This window comes from Novosphingobium sp. SG720, from assembly GCF_012275365.1.
GTDB classification, from domain to species: Bacteria; Pseudomonadota; Alphaproteobacteria; order Sphingomonadales; family Sphingomonadaceae; genus Novosphingobium; species Novosphingobium rhizosphaerae.
In genome coordinates, this window is the sequence record NZ_JAAZQN010000001.1 from 1,633,167 (window position 1) to 1,650,406 (window position 17,240).

The following is a 17,240-nucleotide window of genomic DNA, read 5'->3' on the forward strand; positions in this document are numbered from 1 at the left end:
AGGGCCACCTTACTGCGATTTCAGGCTGCTACCGTAATTCATGGCCCGTTCTGCGGAGTGTGCCATGAGTTTTACCCTCAGTCTGGGCCCGAAGGCCAACATGCAAACCATCGCCGACGCGTGGGCCAGCCTGGCTGACGCGCTGGAATCGCACGCTTCGCTCGTGCTCGATCTCTCGGACGTGGCCGATGCCGATCTTACGCTGGTGCAACTGGTGGAAACCGCGCGCCAACATGCCGTGCGGGACAGCCGCGCGCTGCGCCTGTCCGCCCCGGCCAACCCGGCTGTGGCCGCGCTGCTGGCCCGTGCCGGCTTTCTGACCGAGCCGAGCCCAGAAACCCTCGAATTCTGGTTCCACGGAGAACTTCCGCAATGACGGCCTCGATCCTCACCGTTGACGATTCCAGCAGTCTGCGCCTGGCCACCCGCATCGCGCTGACCGGCGCGGGCTACACCGTGACCGAGGCCTGCGACGGCCTGGAAGGCCTGGGCAAGGCGCAGGGCCAGAAGTTCGACATGATCATCACCGATCTCAACATGCCCAACATGGATGGCCTGTCGATGATCCGCGAGATCCGCAAGCTGCCTATCCAGATGGGCACGCCGATCATCTTCCTGACCACCGAGTCGGACGATGCCATCAAACAGGAAGCCCGCGCTGCCGGCGCCACCGGCTGGCTGGTCAAGCCATTCCAGCCCGACCAGCTGCTGCGCATTGCCAAGAAGGTGTTGGGCCGATGAGCGATTCTGACCCGATAGCCGCGTTTCGCGTGGAAGCCGGCGACCTGCTCGACCAGATCGAACAGGCCCTGCTCGACTTGTCCAACCGCCTCGACGATCGCGGGTTGATCGATGCCGTGTTTCGCGGCCTGCACACCCTCAAGGGTTCGGGGGCGATGTTCGGCTTTGATGCGCTGGCGACGTTCACGCACCATTGCGAAACTGCGTTCGATCGCGTTCGCAAGGGCCTGTTCCCGGCAACGGCGGAACTGGTCCACGTGATCCTTTCGGCCATGGACCACATGCGCGCGCTGGTCGATGGCGATGGCGCCGGGCTGGAAGCGACCGGCGACGCGATCCTGGCGCGCCTGCAGGCGGCCTTGCCCGAAGGCGGCGCCACGGTTCAGGCGCCCTTGGCCCCCGCGCCGGCCGCCACGGCGGACGAGCCCCCCGCCACCGGCTGGCATCTCGTCTTCCGGTTGCCGGCAACGGCGATGGCCAATGGGACCAACCCGTTGAGCCTGCTGGACGAGCTGCGCGAGCTTGGCGATTGCCGGGTGGTGGCGCTGTGCGACCGCCTGCCCGCGCTGCCCGACCTGATCCCCACCGAATGCATGATCGGCTGGGACATCACGCTGACCGGCAATGTCAGCCGCGACGCGATCGAGGACGTGTTCATCTTCGTGATGGATGACATGGAAATGTCGCTCACCCCGTTTGCCATAGCGCAGGAAGCCGCCCACGCGCCGGGTAGCGTCGATGCGCCCTCCCCCGCGTTGCCTGGCCCCGTCGCCATGCCGCAGGCTGTCGCCGCGCCGGCCGCTGCCGAAGGTGCTGCGCGCCAGGCGCCGCGCGCGGGCGAAAGCGTGCGCGTGCCGGCCGAACGCCTCGACGTGCTGATGGACCGCGTGGGCGAACTGGTCATCGTGCAAAGCCGCCTGTCGCAATTGGCCAACAGTGGTCTGATCGGCGCGACCGGCGAAGTGGCACTGCGTTCGATTTCCGAAGAAATCGAACGGCTCGTCAGCGAAATGCGCGACACCATGATGGTCTTGCGCATGGTGCCCATCGCCAACCTGTTCGGCCGTTTCCGCCGCCTGATCCACGATCTGGCGCGCGACACCGGCAAGGCGATCGAACTGCTGACCGACGGCGAGGCCACCGAGGTGGACAAGACCGTAACCGAGCAATTGGCCGATCCGATCGTCCACCTCATCCGCAATGCCTGCGACCACGGCCTGGAAGCGCCCGATGAACGCCTTGCCGCTGGCAAGCCGGTGACCGGGCAGGTCATGCTTACCGCCGCCCACGCCGGGGGCGAAGTGCTGATCACCATCACCGACGATGGGCGGGGCATCAACCGCGAGCGGGTGCGCGCGAAGGCCGAGGGCAACGGGCTGATCCAGCCGGGCCAGGCGCTTTCGGACCATGAACTGCTGCAACTGATCTTTGCGCCGGGATTTTCCACCGCCGCGCAAGTGACCAACCTATCAGGGCGCGGCGTGGGCATGGATGTGGTCAAGCGCACGATCGAGGGCCTGCGCGGCACGATCGATATCGCCAGCCAGGAAGGTAAGGGTTCCACCTTTACCCTGCGCATCCCGCTGACCCTGGCGATCATCGAGGGGCTGCTCGTGCGGGTGGGCACGGGTTGCTATGTCATTCCGCTGGCCGCCGTCGAAGAGTGCATCGAGCTTTCCGCCGACGAGGACCTGCGCACGCGCGGACGCAGCATGATCCGCCTGCGTGACGCACTGGTGCCATTCCTGCGCCTGCACGATCTGTTCGAAACCGGGGCAGAGCCCGATCCGCACCAGAAGATCGTGGTGATCTCTGCCGCGGGTGAGCGCGTGGGCCTGGTGGTGGACCAGATCATCGGCAGCCACCAGACCGTGATCAAGTGGATGTCCAACGTGCATCGCGCGGTCAACAGCTTTTCCGGCGCAACGATCCTGGGCGATGGCAGCGTCGCCCTGATTCTCGACATCATGCAACTCGTGGCTTCGGGCCAACAGCGGGAGGCACGGCTCCGCGCCGTGGGCTAAGCGATGACCGACACCCCCAAAACGCCGTGGGACGACCATGGCCAGCTTGAAGTCCTCACGTTCGACGTGGGCACCGAGCAACTGGCGATCGAAGCCACCGATATTCGCGAAATCGTCGATCTGCTGCCGGAAACACGCGTGCCCGGTGCCGCGCCGCTGGTGGCCAGCATCGTCAACTATCGTGGCAAGATCATTCCGATCGCCGATCTGCGCGTGGCGTTCGGCATGCCGATCACCCCACCCACGCCCGACAGCCGCATCGTGGTGATCGAAACGCCGATCGATGGCGAAGCGACGCATATCGGGCTGCGCACCGACAAAGTGCACGAAGTGGCGATGCTGTCGCGCAGCGACAGTTCGGAACCGCCGCAGGTGGGCCTGCGCTGGCGCCGCGAATTCGTGCGCGAATTCGTGCGTCGCGCCGACGGGGTCATCGTGCTTCCCGCCCTGGGCGCCATTTTCGACGCCACGCCAAGACAATCGAGCAGGGGCGCAGGCCATGAATGATTGCTGCCGCTCTGCCAAGGGAAAGGCCTGAAACCATGTCACTTCACGCGCTATTGACCGGATTTCCGGACCACACCCTGCACGAAATCGCCCGCGTCGAGGCCGCCATCGCATCTGGCGATCTTGACGCGCGGTTGATCGGCAACAGCGGTGGCCGCCAGGTACGCGTTCTGGCCGATGCCATCAACCACCTGCTCGACACCGCCACGCGCCCGATGGGCGAATTGACCGCCAGCGTGCGCACGATGGCGGCCGAACACGATCGTGGGGATATCGACATCGCCTTGCCGGTGGACCGCTTCAACGGCGACTTGAAGGAAGCTGCGACCGCGATCAACGACATGGTCGGCCAGCACATTGCCGTGAAGAAAAAGGCGATGGCCTGCATCAAGGCTTTCGGCCAAGGCGATTTCGATGCGCCGATCGAACAGTTTCCCGGCAAGAAGGCGTTCATCAACGACAATATCGAGGATCTGCGGCGCAACCTGCGCGAGATCACCGGCGAAATCCAGCGCCTGATCAAGGCATCGACCGCCGGGGAACTCGAACAGCGCGGCGAAGCGCACCGCTTTGCGGGGGATTTTGCCGGCCTGGTGCGTGGCATCAACAGCATGCTCGACGCGATCCTTGTGCCCATTGCCGAGGGCAATCGCGTGCTGGCCAAAGTCAGCGACGGGGATCTGCGCGAGAAGGTGGAGATCGTCTGTGATGGCGATCACCAGCGCATGAAGAACGCGATCAACCGCCTGGTCGACAACTTGCGCGAATTTTCTAACCAGGTTGGCGAAGCGGCTGAAAACGTGTCATCCGGCAGCCAGCAACTCGCCGCCAGTTCGCAACAGGTTTCGGAAGGCGCTTCCGAGCAGGCCGCCGCAGCCGAGCAGGCCTCTTCCGCGATGGAAGAAATGGCGGCCAACATCAAGCAGAACGCCGACAACGCCGCACAGACCGAAAAGATCGCGCGGCAGTCTTCGCGCGATGCCGAAAGCTCGGGCGCGGTGGTGAACCGCGCGGTGGAAGCCATGCGCACGATCGCCGACAAGATCGGCATCGTCCAGGAAATTGCCCGGCAGACCGACCTGCTGGCACTCAACGCTGCGGTAGAAGCCGCGCGCGCCGGTGAGCACGGCAAGGGCTTTGCCGTGGTGGCCAGCGAAGTGCGCAAGCTCGCCGAACGCAGCCAGACCGCTGCATCGGAAATCGGCGCGGTTTCGGCCGACACGGTCAAGGCCGCAACGGAAGCGGGCGACATGCTCACGCGCCTGGTGCCCGATATTCGCCGCACCGCCGAGCTGATCAGCGAGATCAGCGCCGCCTGCCGCGAACAGGATATCGGCGCGGCGCAGATCAATGAAGCGATCCAGCAGCTTGACCAGGTGACCCAGCAGAACGCCGGCGCGTCTGAGGAAGTTTCGGCCACGTCGGAAGAGCTCGCCGCCCAGGCAGACGAGCTGCAGGCCAGCCTTGCGTTCTTCCAGCGGGAAGACGCCCTGCGCCAGGTTACGCGCAGCGCCAAGCGCACTGCAACGCGCACTACCTCCAGCAAACCGGTGGCGAAAGCGGTCCGCCGGCCAAGCAGGTCCGTCCCTTCCCGGCTGGGTTCGCTTGCCGACCAGCAGACCCGATTGAAGGGCTTTGCGATCGATCTCTCGGCCGGTGGCGAGGACGACGACGACGATGACTTCAGGCAGGGCGTCGGATGATCGCCGCGATGCCCTGTTGCCACGCGGCAGCCTGTTTTCCCTGACCTGAAACCGACCAACGGCGGCCCTTGCGATCTTGGCCGCACCCAGATGCAAAAGCGAGGACCCGTCGCCATGCGTGCAACAATCAAGTTGAAACTGGGGGCCACCTTCGTGGCTCTGATCCTGATGATGACGGCCATTGCCGGCCTTTCGATCAATTCCCTCGGCTCGCTCAACAGCGCCATGAGCGATGTCATCTCCGGCCCCGCTGCGCGCCTGTCGCTGGCGCAGGAGACGTCCATCGAGATGAGCAAGCTGGTGCGCTTTGAAAAGAACATGGCGCTTACCGATGATCTTGGCCTTACGCGCGATTGGAACACCCAGTCGGAAAACACCATACGCGCGATCGAAGACCTGATCGACAAGGGCGCCCAGACTTCCACCGAAGACGTGCGCCCGCTGTGGAACCGCGCCGACGAACAGTGGAACGCGCTGAAGGAAGCGAATACGCGCATGCGGGCGCTGGCCATGCAAAACGACAACGATGCTGCCGCCAAGATTTCGATCACCGATGGCCGTCGCGCTGCGGTGGAAATGGAAAAGACCTTGAGCGACATCGTGGCGGGCCAGAGCAAGGCCATGCGCGAAGCGGCAAGCCGGACGGCCTCGCTCTATGGCAGCGTGCGGACGATCGTGGTGGTCGTTACGCTGCTGGCGTTGCTGGTCGCGGTGGGTGGCGCCGTGTGGATCGGCCGCATGGTTGCGCGCGGCCTGCGCCAGATCAACGCGGCGGTCAGCACCGTTGCCGAAGGCGATCTCGATCACCTGGTCGAAATCACCTCCAACGACGAGATTGCCGAAGTCATGCGCGCGCTCAACGCCATGATCACCAACTTGCGGGCTACGGCCGACATCGCCGACGAAATCGCCCTTGGCGACCTGGAAACCCAGGTCAAGCTGCTGTCTGACCGCGACCGCCTGGGCAAGGCGCTCATCGCGATGATCGACAACATGCGGGCCGCGGCCAATGTGGCCAACAGCCTGTCGGAAGGCGACCTGACGGTGAACCACACCGCCTCGTCCGAGCGGGACCGTCTGGGCAATTCGCTGGTGTCGATGATCAACCGCCTGCGCGACGTGGTTTCGGAATCGACGGCTGCGGCGGAAAACGTCTCGGCCGGCAGCCAGCAACTCGCCGCCAGTTCGGAACAGCTTTCGCAAGGCGCGACGGAACAGGCCGCCGCGGCCGAGCAGGCCTCTGCCTCAATGGAGGAGATGGCGGCCAACATCAAGCAGAACGCCGACAACGCCGCGCAGACCGAAAAGATCGCGCGCCAGTCGTCCAAGGATGCCGAAAGCTCGGGCGTGGTGGTCAACCGCGCGGTCGATGCGATGCGCACGATCGCCGAGAAGATCGGCATTGTCCAGGAAATCGCCCGGCAGACCGACCTGCTCGCGCTGAATGCCGCGGTCGAGGCCGCGCGCGCGGGCGAACACGGCAAGGGCTTTGCCGTGGTGGCCAGCGAAGTGCGCAAGCTGGCCGAACGCAGCCAGACCGCCGCATCGGAAATCGTGGCAGTGTCGTCGGACACGGTGAAGGCTGCCGCCGAAGCGGGTGAAATGCTGGGCAAGTTGGTGCCCGATATTCGCCGCACCGCCGAGCTGATCAGCGAGATCAGCGCCGCCTGCCGCGAGCAGGACATCGGCGCCACGCAAATCAACGAGGCGATCCAGCAACTCGACAAGGTGACGCAGCAGAACGCCGGCGCATCCGAACAGATTTCGGCCACGTCGGAAGAACTTGCCGCCCAGGCCGAAGAGCTTCAAGCCAGCATCGCCTATTTCCGCATCGAGGAACATGGCCGCGCGGCGGGGCGCGCGACTGCGCCCAAGCCTTTGGCCAAGGCGGCCAAGACCGCAGTGCGCACGCCCAAGGGCCCGGTGCGCAAGGGGCGTCCCGGCTCGATCGCCGAGCAGAAGGCACGCCTCAAGGGCTTTGCCCTGGACATGGCGCCTGGCAGCGCCGACGAAGACGACGCTGATTTCGGCCAGGCCGTGGCATGACCGCGCCCGCCCCTTGCGCCACGCTCGCCCGCGATGATCTCCAGGTCGTGACGTTCGGCCTGGGGCGGGAAGTCTTTGCCGTGCCGGTCGTGCTGGTGCGCGAAATCCTCGATTACCAGGCACCCAGCCATGTGCCCGGCGGCCCGGCCCATTTCCTCGGCCTGACCGACGTGCGCGGGCTGGGCGTGCCCACCGTGGATTTCCGCCGCCGCCTGGGCCTGCCACCGGCCGAGCCCACGCTGGCTACGCGGATCATCATTCTGGACGTGCCGCTGCCCGATCGCACCCTTGCGCTGGGCATCGTCATCGACCGGGTGCTCGCCGTCGTCACGCTTTCGGGCGAACGGATCGAGCCGGCACCCGACATCGGCACGGAATGGAGCGCACAGTTCGTCCACGGCGTGGTTCGCGATGCCGACGGTTTCGTGGTGGTGCTGGATCTGCCGCGCATCTTTGCGGGCGAAGATCCGGTGCTGGCCAACCCGCCCATTTCCCCCGGGGACGCCGATAGCGGGAGGCTGCCCATGTCCGTGTTGATCTGAAAGGCGCCAGGCCGCCCGTCGATCCGCGAGCGCCACCAGACCGAATTGCCCCCAACAGCTTCAGGGGAATAGCCATGCGTCCCACTATCAAGATCAAACTGGCGGCTACCTTTGCCGTTCTCATCATCGTCATGGCGGCCGTGATCGGCCTGTCGATCAGCCGCCTCAACACGCTCAATTCCGCGATCACCGAGGTGATCGCCGGCCCGGTCGTGCGCCTCAGCCTGGCGCAGGAAGAAGTGATCGAGGTCAACCGCCTGTTGCGCCGTGAAAAGAACATGGCCCTGACTTCCGACCTTGCCCTGACCGCCAAGTTCAACACCGAATCCGATGCCACAGTCCAAAAGATCGAGGGAATCCTGGCCAAGGGCACCGAGCTTGCCAGCGAAGAAGGCAAGCCGTTCTGGGCCAAGCTTGCGCAGCAGTGGCAGGTGCTCAAGGATGCCAACCGCCGCATGCGCGCGCTGGCCATGGAAAACCGCAACGAAGAAGCCGGAACGCTTTCCATCACCGAATCCCGCACCGCGGCCTCGGCGATGGAAGACACGCTGGAGCAGCTGGTGCAGATCCAGCAGAAGCAGATGAAAAAGGCGGATTCGGATACCAACGATCTCTATAATGCGGCGCGCTCGCTGCTGATCGCGGCGGGGGTGATTGCCCTGCTCATCGCGCTTGCCGGGGCGTATTGGATCGGTCGGGTCGTTTCGCGTGGCCTGGGCAAGATCACCAGCGTGGTCGACGCGGTGGCAGTGGGCGACCTTGACGTGACAGTAACGGCCGACAGCGACGACGAGATCGCCGACCTGATCGCCCTGGTCAACCAGATGACCGCCAACTTGCGCAAGACGGCCGAACTCGCCGACCTGATCGCCAATGGCGACCTGACGGTGAACCATGTTGCCCTGTCGGAGCGTGACAGGCTGGGCCTTGCGCTGGTCGCCATGATCGATCGCCTGCGCGACGTGGTTTCGGATGCCAGTGCGGCTTCGGAAAATGTTTCGGCCGGCAGCCAGCAACTCGCCGCCAGCTCGGAACAGGTCTCGCAAGGCGCGACCGAGCAGGCCGCCGCGGCCGAGCAGGCCTCTGCCTCGATGGAAGAGATGGCGGCCAACATCAAGCAGAACGCCGACAACGCCGCGCAGACCGAAAAGATCGCGCGCCAGTCGTCCAAGGATGCAGAAGCCTCGGGCGTGGTGGTCAACCGCGCGGTGGAAGCCATGCGCACGATCGCCGACAAGATCGGTATCGTCCAGGAAATCGCCCGGCAGACCGACCTGCTCGCGCTGAATGCCGCGGTCGAGGCCGCGCGTGCGGGTGAACACGGCAAGGGCTTTGCCGTGGTGGCCAGCGAAGTGCGCAAGCTGGCCGAGCGCAGCCAGACCGCCGCATCGGAAATCGGCGCCGTCTCGTCTGACACGGTCAAGGCCGCGGCCGAAGCGGGCGAGATGTTGACCCGCCTGGTGCCCGATATTCGTCGCACCGCCGAGCTGATCAGCGAGATCAGCGCTGCCTGCCGCGAACAGGACATCGGCGCAGCCCAGATCAACGAGGCGATCCAGCAGCTTGACCAGGTGACGCAGCAGAACGCCGGCGCCTCCGAAGAGATTTCGGCCACCTCGGAAGAACTCGCCGCCCAGGCCGAGGAGCTGCAGGCCAGCATCTCGTACTTCAAGGTGGATGCCAATGCCCGCCCGGCCGTGCGTGCCGCCGCGCCTGCGGCCAAGCACAAGCCGCATGCCGCCAAGCCCGCCAAGGCCAAGGCCACAGCGGCGAAACCGGCAGCCCGCAAAGGCGCGCGCCCTGGCTCGATCGGAGACCAGCAGGCACGCCTCAAGGGCTTTGCCATCGACATGACCGCTGGCGCCGCCGACGAAGACGACGCCGATTTCGGCCAGGCCGTGGCATGACCGCGCCCGCCCCTTGCGCCACGCTCGCCCGCGATGATCTCCAGGTCGTGACGTTCGGCCTGGGGCGGGAAGTCTTTGCCGTGCCGGTCGTGCTGGTGCGCGAAATCCTCGATTACCAGGCACCCAGCCACGTGCCCGGCGGCCCGGCCCATTTCCTGGGCCTGACCGACGTGCGCGGGCTGGGCGTGCCCACCGTGGATTTCCGCCGCCGCCTGGGCCTGCCACCGGCCGAGCCCACGCTGGCCACGCGGATCATCATCCTGGACGTGCCGCTGCCCGATCGCACCCTGGCGCTGGGCATTGTCATCGACCGCGTGCTCGCCGTCAGCACGCTGTCGGGCGAACGGATCGAGCCGGCACCCGACATCGGCACGGGATGGCGCGCGGAATTTGTCGATGGCGTGGTGCGCGAGGCCGAGGGCTTTGTCGTCATCCTGGATGTGGCGCGCATTTTCGGCAGCGAAGACAGCGTTGTGGCGCAAGTGGAGTATTGATCACGTGGCATCGTCCCCCCTTGCAACCATCCCCCTGGCGCCGCCCGGCACCAACGATGGCATCACGCCGCGCACGTTCAAGCACCTGTCCACTTTCATCTATGACCAGTGCGGCATCCGCATGCCCGCCGCCAAGCAGACCATGGTGGAAGGCCGCCTGCGCCGCCGCGCGCGGGCGCTGGAATTCGACACGCTGGAAGCCTATTGCCGCTTCGTCCTGGGCGAAGGCGCGGACAGCGACGAAGTGGTCCACCTGATCAACGCGGTGACCACCAACAAGACCGATTTCTTTCGCGAACCGCGCCATTTCGAATACCTGGGCCGAACGATCCTGCCCGCGATGGCGGCCAAGCGGCGCCAACTGATACGCGCGTGGAGCGCGGCGTGCTCCACCGGGGCGGAGCCTTATACCATCGCGATGGTCATGGAGGATTTCGCGCAGAACAACGGCGGCCCCGATTATGCGATCCTTGCCACCGACCTCGATACCAACGTGCTCGCCACCGCGCGCAAGGGCATCTACCCCCGCGACATGATCGAGGCCGTGCCGGCAACGCTGCGCCAGCGCTTCGTCGGCATGGGCCAGGGGGCACGCGGCAACGAGGCGCGGATCCATCACCGGCTGCGGGCCAAGGTCGGTTTCGCCCAGCTCAACCTGATGGAGCAGGCCTATGCCATCGGCCATCCGGTTGACCTGATCTTTTGCCGCAACGTTCTGATCTATTTCGACAAGCCCACGCAGAAGCAAGTGGTGACACGGCTGATCGATTGCCTTGCGCCGGGTGGCTACCTGTTCGTGGGCCATTCGGAATCGATCGCCGGGTTCGATCTGCCGCTGACCTCTGTCGGCAATACGATATTCCAAAGGAGATAGACCGATGCCGGCTCGAAGAATCCGCGTCCTGGTCATCGACGACAGCGCCAGCGTGCGCCAGACCATGAAGGCGATCCTCGAAGAAGATCCTGAACTGGAAGTGGTGGCCACCGCGGCCGATCCCTTTGCCGCGGCGCGCCACATCCAGGAGCAGGTGCCCGACGTGATCACGCTGGATGTGGAAATGCCGCGCATGGATGGCATCACGTTCCTGCGCAAGCTGATGCAGCAATGCCCGGTTCCTGTGGTCATGTGCTCCTCGTTGACCGAGGAAGGCTCGGAAACCTTGCTCGAAGCGATGCATGCCGGCGCGGTGGACGTCATCCTCAAGCCGCGCATGGGCGTGGCCGATCATCTTTCCGAAAGCCGGCTGATGATCCGCGACACGGTCAAGGCTGCGGCGCGCGCCAAGGTGCGGCCGGGCGGGCGTGGCGGCGCGAGGTCGGCGCCGGCGCTGGGCACCCAGCCCAAATTGACGGCCGATGCCGTTCTGCCGCCCCCGCCCAGCCGTGCACCGGGCAGCAAGGCGATGAGCCGAACCACCGAGATGGTCGTCTGCGTCGGCGCTTCTACCGGCGGGACCGAGGCCTTGCGCGAAGTGCTGGAAGCCTTGCCGGCCAATGCACCGGGCATCGTCATCGTCCAGCACATGCCCGAGCACTTCACCCGCGCCTTTGCCCGCCGGCTCGATGGGCTGTGCGCGGTGACGGTGAAGGAAGCCGAAGATGGCGACACGGTGATGCGCGGCCACGTGCTGATCGCGCCGGGCGGCAAGCACATGCTGCTCGAACGCCAGGGCGCGCGCTATCTCGTATCGGTGCGCGATGGGCCGTTGGTCAGCCGCCACCGACCCTCGGTGGACGTGCTGTTCCGCTCTGCCGCGCGTTGCGCCGGATCGAATGCGGTGGGCATCATCATGACCGGGATGGGTGATGACGGCGCACGCGGCCTGCTGGAAATGAAGCAGGCCGGCGCGCGCACGATGGCCCAGGACGAAGCGACGTCGGTGGTGTTCGGGATGCCCAAGGAAGCGATCGCGCGCGACGCGGCCGACAAGATCGTGCCACTGGGGGCCATCGCCCAGGAACTGTTGCAGGCCACGGCCCGGTAAGGAGAGCCGCGATGCAGGCAGAACCCGTGATGCACCCCATGACAGAAAGCCAGCCACCGCCGGCCGATGGCGCGCTGACCGCGCCGCTGCGCCTGCGCCTGGCAGACATCCTCCATGGGCTGGACGATCACTTCACCCGCATCGGCACCACGCTGGAACGCACGGTGGAGGCGATCTCTGCCGTGGTGGGCACGCTGGGGCAGATCAGCGCGGCGCTGGGTGCCAGCGACGGCACCGGGGCGGTCGGCAACCTGACGCGCGCCGCCAAGCGCCTCTATCGCGTGGCAGAGCAGGCCAACCGGCGCGCCGAACAGGTGGGCCATATCCGCGCCGTTTCGGCCCGGCTGACGGCGCAGATCCACGATCTGCAGCGCACGCTCGAAGCGCTCAAGATCTATGGCATGAACGTCAAGATCGCGGCCGGGGGCGCGCGCGATTTCGTCGATTTCGCCGATCTGATGGCGCAAAAGCTGGATATGGGCAAAGCCGATGCCGCTGGTTTCGACGGCCGCCTGGCCGAACTGGAACGGGGCGTTGCCAGCATGCTGCGTTCGGATTCCCGCCTGGTCAGCGAATGCGCGCGCGTGGTGCCGCAAGTCCCCGACCGTTTGATCCGCGATGCCGAGGCACTGCAGACCCACCAGGACAGCCTGGCCGCCATGGCGCGCACCACCGGCGAGATCGCCGCGACGATCCAGACCAAAGTGGCGGCCGTGCTGGGGGCGATCCAGATCGGCGACATTGCGCGCCAGCGGTTGGAACACGTGCTGGCCGGATGCGAAATGCTCGACGCACACCTGGGCGGCCGCGCGCCGGCCAATCCGGCAGAGGAAGCGGCCTGTCACCACCTGCTCGCCCTGCTGCATGCGCAGTTGGAAGAGACGGCGATCGATTTCCGCCGCGAAACGCTGGTGCTGGTCGATTCGCTCCACGATCTGGAGCCGGAGGCCAACCGCCTGCTGGCACTCCAGGCCCCGCACGAGCAACCCGCGCAGGGCGAAGGCGCCGAAGAGGATGGCCGCACCGCACGCGAGGCCGCGTTCCTGCGCGAGTTGGAAGGTGGCATTGCCGAAGCGACCGCGATGATTGGCCAGTTGCAGGAAGCCGATGCCCAGGCCGAACAGACCCTGGAACTGATCATCACCACGGTGGAAGACCTGATGGCCCGCGCCGCCATGATCCGCCACTTGCGCGTGGACGTGCAGTTGATGGCAATCAACATCGGTCTTTCGTGCCGCCGCGTCGAGGCGATCGGCCGGCCGATGACGGTCATCGCCAACGAAATCCGCAGCCATGCCGAAACGCTTGATGGGGCCGTCACGCATATCAATGCGGCTGCGAGCGACCTGAGCAATTGTTCCGCCGCGATGCGCGGCACCGATCGTTCCGGCGAAACCGGCACCGGCGATGAACTGGCGCAGTCGCTGGCGATGATCCGGCAGGGCGCCCAGCGGACCGAACAGGCGATCGCCGTGGCGGGGAAGCAGAGCGACACGATCGCCACGATGCTGCGCAAGACGCGCGACGAACTGGAAGTGAGCCTGGATCTGGCCAAGACGATCGAGGTGATCGCGGTGCGCACGGCCGATCTGGCCGGCACTGGCGGCCGCCAGGACGCCGGCGCGCATGCCGCCATCGCGGGCCTCATGGGCGCGCTTGGGCAGATCTACACCATGGCCAGCGAGCGCGTGGTGCACGATCGCTTCCTGCTGGAAGGCATGGCCCCCTTGACCAGCAGCGAACCCGCGCAAGGCTTTGGTCCATCGGGCGGTGACGATGACGATGCCCTGTTCGACGATGCGTTGTTCTGATTGCCGCGCTCGCTGGACCTGAGGCAAGGCCTGTCTATAGTCCTGCAGTGATGAGCCTGACCGAGACACCCATCCAGCGCGTCGATGCCGGCAATCCAGGCCGGGGTCGTCCGCGCCAGTTCGATCCCGATGCTGCGCTGCTTGCCGCACTGCGTGTGTTCTGGACCCGGGGCTATGACGGCGCCTCGCTTTCGGAACTGACCGAAGCCATGGGCATCACCCGGCCCAGCCTCTATGCCTGTTTCGGCAACAAGGAAGCGTTGTTTCGCAAGGCCTTGGACCTTTACGAGCGGGACAAGCTGGCGTTCGTGAGAGAAGCGCTGGGCGCACCGACCGCGCGCGGCGTGATGGAAGCGCTGCTGGGCGATGCACTGACGATGCTGGCCGGCCGCGATTCCGGCCGCGCCTGTTTCGGCGTGATGAATGCCGTGGCATCGACGACTTATGACGAATCGATGCGGCGCGAAGTCATTGCGCGACGCTCTGCCTACGAACAGGCCATTCTCGATCGCTTCGTTCGCGCCGAGGCCGAGGGCGATTTCCCTGGTTACAGCGCGCCGTCGCTGGCCGCCCATTGCCTTTGCATCTTGAGCGGCATGAGCGTTCAAGCCAGCGCCGGCGCCGATGCCGCGCGACTTCACGCCATTGCTGAAACGGCCCTGTCGCTCTGGCCGGGACGATGACTGCCCCACATACGTTTGCAATACCGCTCGGTATATAAAGCGGTTGACGCCGCTCCACGCGCTTTCTATACCAATTGGTATTGAAAGCCTTGGGCCCAGCCGGCCCCCCCCTTAAGCCGGCCTCCCCCCTCCCCGCGGCCCACCAAGGGCTTTCATGGTGCGACGCGTCCCCTGCGCGTCGGTCAAGGACTACTGCTGCGTGTCTTGTCCCAAGGCCGCCGGCAGGGCCTGGCCCCGGTTTCGTCGATGCGCGTTCGTGCCCGCCTACGCGCCTCGACGGAACCGGTTCGGCACCACTGCTTCCCAGAACTGTTTGCAATCGTTTTGCATATTGTTGCAAATATCGCGTCCAGCGGTGCCACACCGTAGCCCTACGGTATTGGCCGCCGTGACCCCGAACTAAAGCTGAATTCGGTTATAACAGAGGAGGTTCGGCCATGCCGGACCGGGATGGGCGAAATCATCGTGCCGCAACGCACCGTGCACATCGTGGATAGCGATACCCTGCATCGCCGGGATGTGACCCTGATGGTGCGTAAGCAAGGATTGGACTGCCACCCCTTTTCGCAAACCGCCGATCTGGAAGAAGCGCTCGGCTATATCCAGGCCGGCTGCGTGCTCATGGCCTGGCGCGGGGCATCGCCCGAAGCCGATGCCAGCACGGATGATGATGAAGGCCCTGGCGCCATGGTGCGCAGCGTGCTTGCGTTGCGGCCGGAAATGGCGGTCATCGTCATGGCCCAGGCGCCAACCATCCGCGACGTGGTCGAAGCGTTGCGCGCGGGCGCGGTCGATTTCCTGGAAATCCCGATCCGTGTCGAAACGCTGCGCCCGGTGCTCGACCATGGCTTTTCCATACTGCCCGCACGCGTGGCCAAGCAGCAGCGCGTGGGCCAGGCCACCGCGCTCACCACGCAATTGACGCCCCGCGAACAGGAAGTGCTGCGCGGCGTGGTCGCCGGCCTTACCAACCGCGCCATTGCCGAACGGCTGCACATCGGGGTACGCACGGTGGAAATGCACCGCGGTAATATCATGCAGAAGCTGCAGATGGACAATCTGGCAGCGCTGATCCGCTTCGCCATCCTGACCGGCATCCTGGACCAAGGCCTCGATGCGGCCTGAAGCGACGGTGCCGCTCGGCCATTGGCTTTACGTCAGCCGGTGCATGGTGGCGCCCGCCTGGGCCGCCAACACGGTGGATGCGCTGGTGGCGCAGGCGGTTGCCCGCAATGCACAGCTGGCGTTGACCGGCGCGCTGCTGTTCACCGGATCACATTTCGTCCAGGCGCTGGAAGGCCCCGAGCCCGCGCTGGCGATGATGCGCGCCACGATCTGCCGCGATCCTCGCCATGCCGGCATCCGCACGCTTGACGAAGGCACGCTCGCGCAGCGGCGGTTTGCGGATTGGTCGCTGGCCTATGCCGGCGGCTCCGCCTACCTTGCCGCCCAGGTGCAGCAGGCAATCAATCTGGCCGATCGCGTGCCCACGCTGGTTCGCCTGCTGCAGGCCTTTGCCTTTCCTGCACCGCGCCCGGCCTGAGCCAATGCGATGAGCAACAAATATTAACTCTGTGACGTGATGTTACGCATAATGAAGGACTGCGTTCGCATTTGGCGGCGCGGTGCGGAGTACGGCCCCAGTGCGCAGGACAATGTTCGAAACGAACGCCGGCACCCATCCCGATACCGCCATCGGTGGGGCCGCCTTGGCCGATCGGGTCTATGCCGAGCTGGTGCGCGGGCTCTATGCTTCGGTGCTGCAGGCCATCTACATGGCCGTGATCTTTGCCACCTATCTGGCGCTGGTTCTGCATGCCACGCTCGACATGCCGATCATGGTGCTGGGCGGCCTGGCCACGCTGGCATGGGCCACGCGGATCACGCTGACCATGCGCTTGCGCCACCACGCGTTGACCGCCCTGCTCGATCGCGCGGCCGCGCGGCGGCTCGAACTGTATTTCGCCCTGCCCTATGGCGTGTTTTCAGCGCTGCTTGGCCTGATCGGAGGCCGCGTGTTCTGGCTGGGCCACGCTGATGCGCGCACCCTGACGATCTGTGTCCTGGTCGGCTTTTGTGCGGGCATCGCCACGGGCGTGGGATCGCGGCCGCGCCTGGCCACGGCGTTCATGGCCCTGGCGATGGCGCCCACGCTATTCGTGGCACTGCTCGAAGCCCACCCGCTGTCGATCGGCATGGCGTTCATCGCCACCGCTTATGTCACCGGGGGGCGGCAATCGCTCAAGATGCGCCACGACATGGTCATGGCCGAAATCGGCCACCGCCTGGTCTCGCTGTCACTGGCCCGGCGCGACAACCTGACGGCCTTGCCCAATCGCCTGGCCCTGCGCGAGCATTTCGAGGCCAATGCCCAGTTGATGTCCACCCACGGCCTGATCGCGGTGCACTACCTCGATCTCGACGGATTCAAGCCGGTCAACGATGCCTATGGCCATGCCACGGGCGACCGGCTGCTGGAGCAAGTGGCCAACCGGCTGCGCGGCGCGATCCGCAACGGGGATATCGTGGCGCGTCTGGGCGGTGACGAATTCGCCGTGGTCCAGTTCGGCCTGTCTCGCGCCGAGGAAGCCACGCTCCTGGCCGAGCGTTTGCGCACCACCATTGCCGATCCATTCGAACTGGATAGCCACACCATTCGCATTTCCACTTGCGTGGGGACGGTGGTGAGCGACAACCGCGCCGATCCGCTCGACAGCCTGCTTCATGCCGCCGACGCCCGGCTCTACCAGGCCAAGCGCGCACGCGGCGCCCATCCGCGCCGCGTGGCCTGAGCCCA

The 17,240-nt window shown here is 65.7% G+C and carries 16 protein-coding genes; all 16 read left to right on the top strand.

What is annotated here, in order from left to right:
- Positions 1-64: 64 nt before the first annotated feature.
- The 16 genes from FHW94_RS07370 (at position 65) to FHW94_RS07445 (ending at position 17,235) form a co-directional block, all read left to right on the top strand.
- Positions 65-376 (top strand): STAS domain-containing protein, encoded by a 312-nt coding sequence (locus tag FHW94_RS07370; RefSeq protein WP_246865917.1) that lies wholly within the window; start codon positions 65-67, stop codon positions 374-376.
- Entirely contained in the window at positions 373-741 is a 369-nt protein-coding gene (locus FHW94_RS07375; RefSeq protein ID WP_168555007.1) for a response regulator, read from the top strand. Before FHW94_RS07370 ends, FHW94_RS07375 begins: the two co-directional genes overlap by 4 nt.
- Positions 738-2,765, top strand: coding sequence for a chemotaxis protein CheA (locus FHW94_RS07380; RefSeq protein WP_168555008.1), 2,028 nt, complete (start codon positions 738-740; stop codon positions 2,763-2,765). The genes FHW94_RS07375 and FHW94_RS07380 overlap by 4 nt, the downstream gene beginning before the upstream one ends.
- Before the next feature lie 3 nt (positions 2,766-2,768).
- Complete coding sequence (locus tag FHW94_RS07385) at positions 2,769-3,272, top strand: chemotaxis protein CheW (RefSeq protein ID WP_168555009.1); 504 nt, start codon at positions 2,769-2,771, stop codon at positions 3,270-3,272.
- 35 nt (positions 3,273-3,307) lie between these two features.
- Entirely contained in the window at positions 3,308-4,975 is a 1,668-nt protein-coding gene (locus FHW94_RS07390; protein ID WP_210425471.1) for a methyl-accepting chemotaxis protein, read from the top strand.
- Between the two features lie 114 nt (positions 4,976-5,089).
- Positions 5,090-7,021 carry a methyl-accepting chemotaxis protein gene (locus tag FHW94_RS07395; RefSeq protein WP_168555011.1) on the top strand — a complete coding sequence of 644 codons (1,932 nt, stop codon included), beginning with the start codon at positions 5,090-5,092 and terminating at the stop codon, positions 7,019-7,021.
- Positions 7,018-7,563 (top strand): chemotaxis protein CheW, encoded by a 546-nt coding sequence (locus FHW94_RS07400; RefSeq protein WP_168555012.1) that lies wholly within the window; start codon positions 7,018-7,020, stop codon positions 7,561-7,563. The genes FHW94_RS07395 and FHW94_RS07400 overlap by 4 nt, the downstream gene beginning before the upstream one ends.
- A gap of 74 nt (positions 7,564-7,637) precedes the next feature.
- Positions 7,638-9,470: a methyl-accepting chemotaxis protein gene (locus FHW94_RS07405; RefSeq protein ID WP_168555013.1), complete on the top strand. Its 1,833-nt coding sequence runs from the start codon at positions 7,638-7,640 to the stop codon at positions 9,468-9,470.
- A complete protein-coding gene (locus tag FHW94_RS07410; RefSeq protein ID WP_168555014.1) occupies positions 9,467-9,964 on the top strand; it encodes a chemotaxis protein CheW in 498 nt (165 codons plus the stop codon). The genes FHW94_RS07405 and FHW94_RS07410 overlap by 4 nt, the downstream gene beginning before the upstream one ends.
- A gap of 4 nt (positions 9,965-9,968) precedes the next feature.
- Positions 9,969-10,838, top strand: a complete 870-nt coding sequence (locus FHW94_RS07415; RefSeq protein WP_248290314.1) for a protein-glutamate O-methyltransferase CheR — start codon at positions 9,969-9,971, stop codon at positions 10,836-10,838.
- A 4-nt stretch (positions 10,839-10,842) separates the two neighbouring features.
- Entirely contained in the window at positions 10,843-11,949 is a 1,107-nt protein-coding gene (locus tag FHW94_RS07420) for a chemotaxis response regulator protein-glutamate methylesterase (RefSeq protein WP_168555015.1), read from the top strand.
- A gap of 11 nt (positions 11,950-11,960) precedes the next feature.
- Positions 11,961-13,760 (top strand): hypothetical protein, encoded by a 1,800-nt coding sequence (locus FHW94_RS07425; protein ID WP_168555016.1) that lies wholly within the window; start codon positions 11,961-11,963, stop codon positions 13,758-13,760.
- Positions 13,761-13,810: 50 nt separating this feature from the next.
- Positions 13,811-14,443, top strand: coding sequence for a TetR/AcrR family transcriptional regulator (locus tag FHW94_RS07430; protein ID WP_168555017.1), 633 nt, complete (start codon positions 13,811-13,813; stop codon positions 14,441-14,443).
- A 450-nt stretch (positions 14,444-14,893) separates the two neighbouring features.
- A complete protein-coding gene (locus tag FHW94_RS07435; RefSeq protein WP_168555018.1) occupies positions 14,894-15,568 on the top strand; it encodes a LuxR C-terminal-related transcriptional regulator in 675 nt (224 codons plus the stop codon).
- A complete protein-coding gene (locus FHW94_RS07440) occupies positions 15,558-15,986 on the top strand; it encodes a BLUF domain-containing protein (RefSeq protein WP_168555019.1) in 429 nt (142 codons plus the stop codon). The genes FHW94_RS07435 and FHW94_RS07440 overlap by 11 nt, the downstream gene beginning before the upstream one ends.
- A gap of 112 nt (positions 15,987-16,098) precedes the next feature.
- Positions 16,099-17,235, top strand: coding sequence for a GGDEF domain-containing protein (locus tag FHW94_RS07445; RefSeq protein ID WP_246865918.1), 1,137 nt, complete (start codon positions 16,099-16,101; stop codon positions 17,233-17,235).
- Positions 17,236-17,240: the final 5 nt, after the last annotated feature.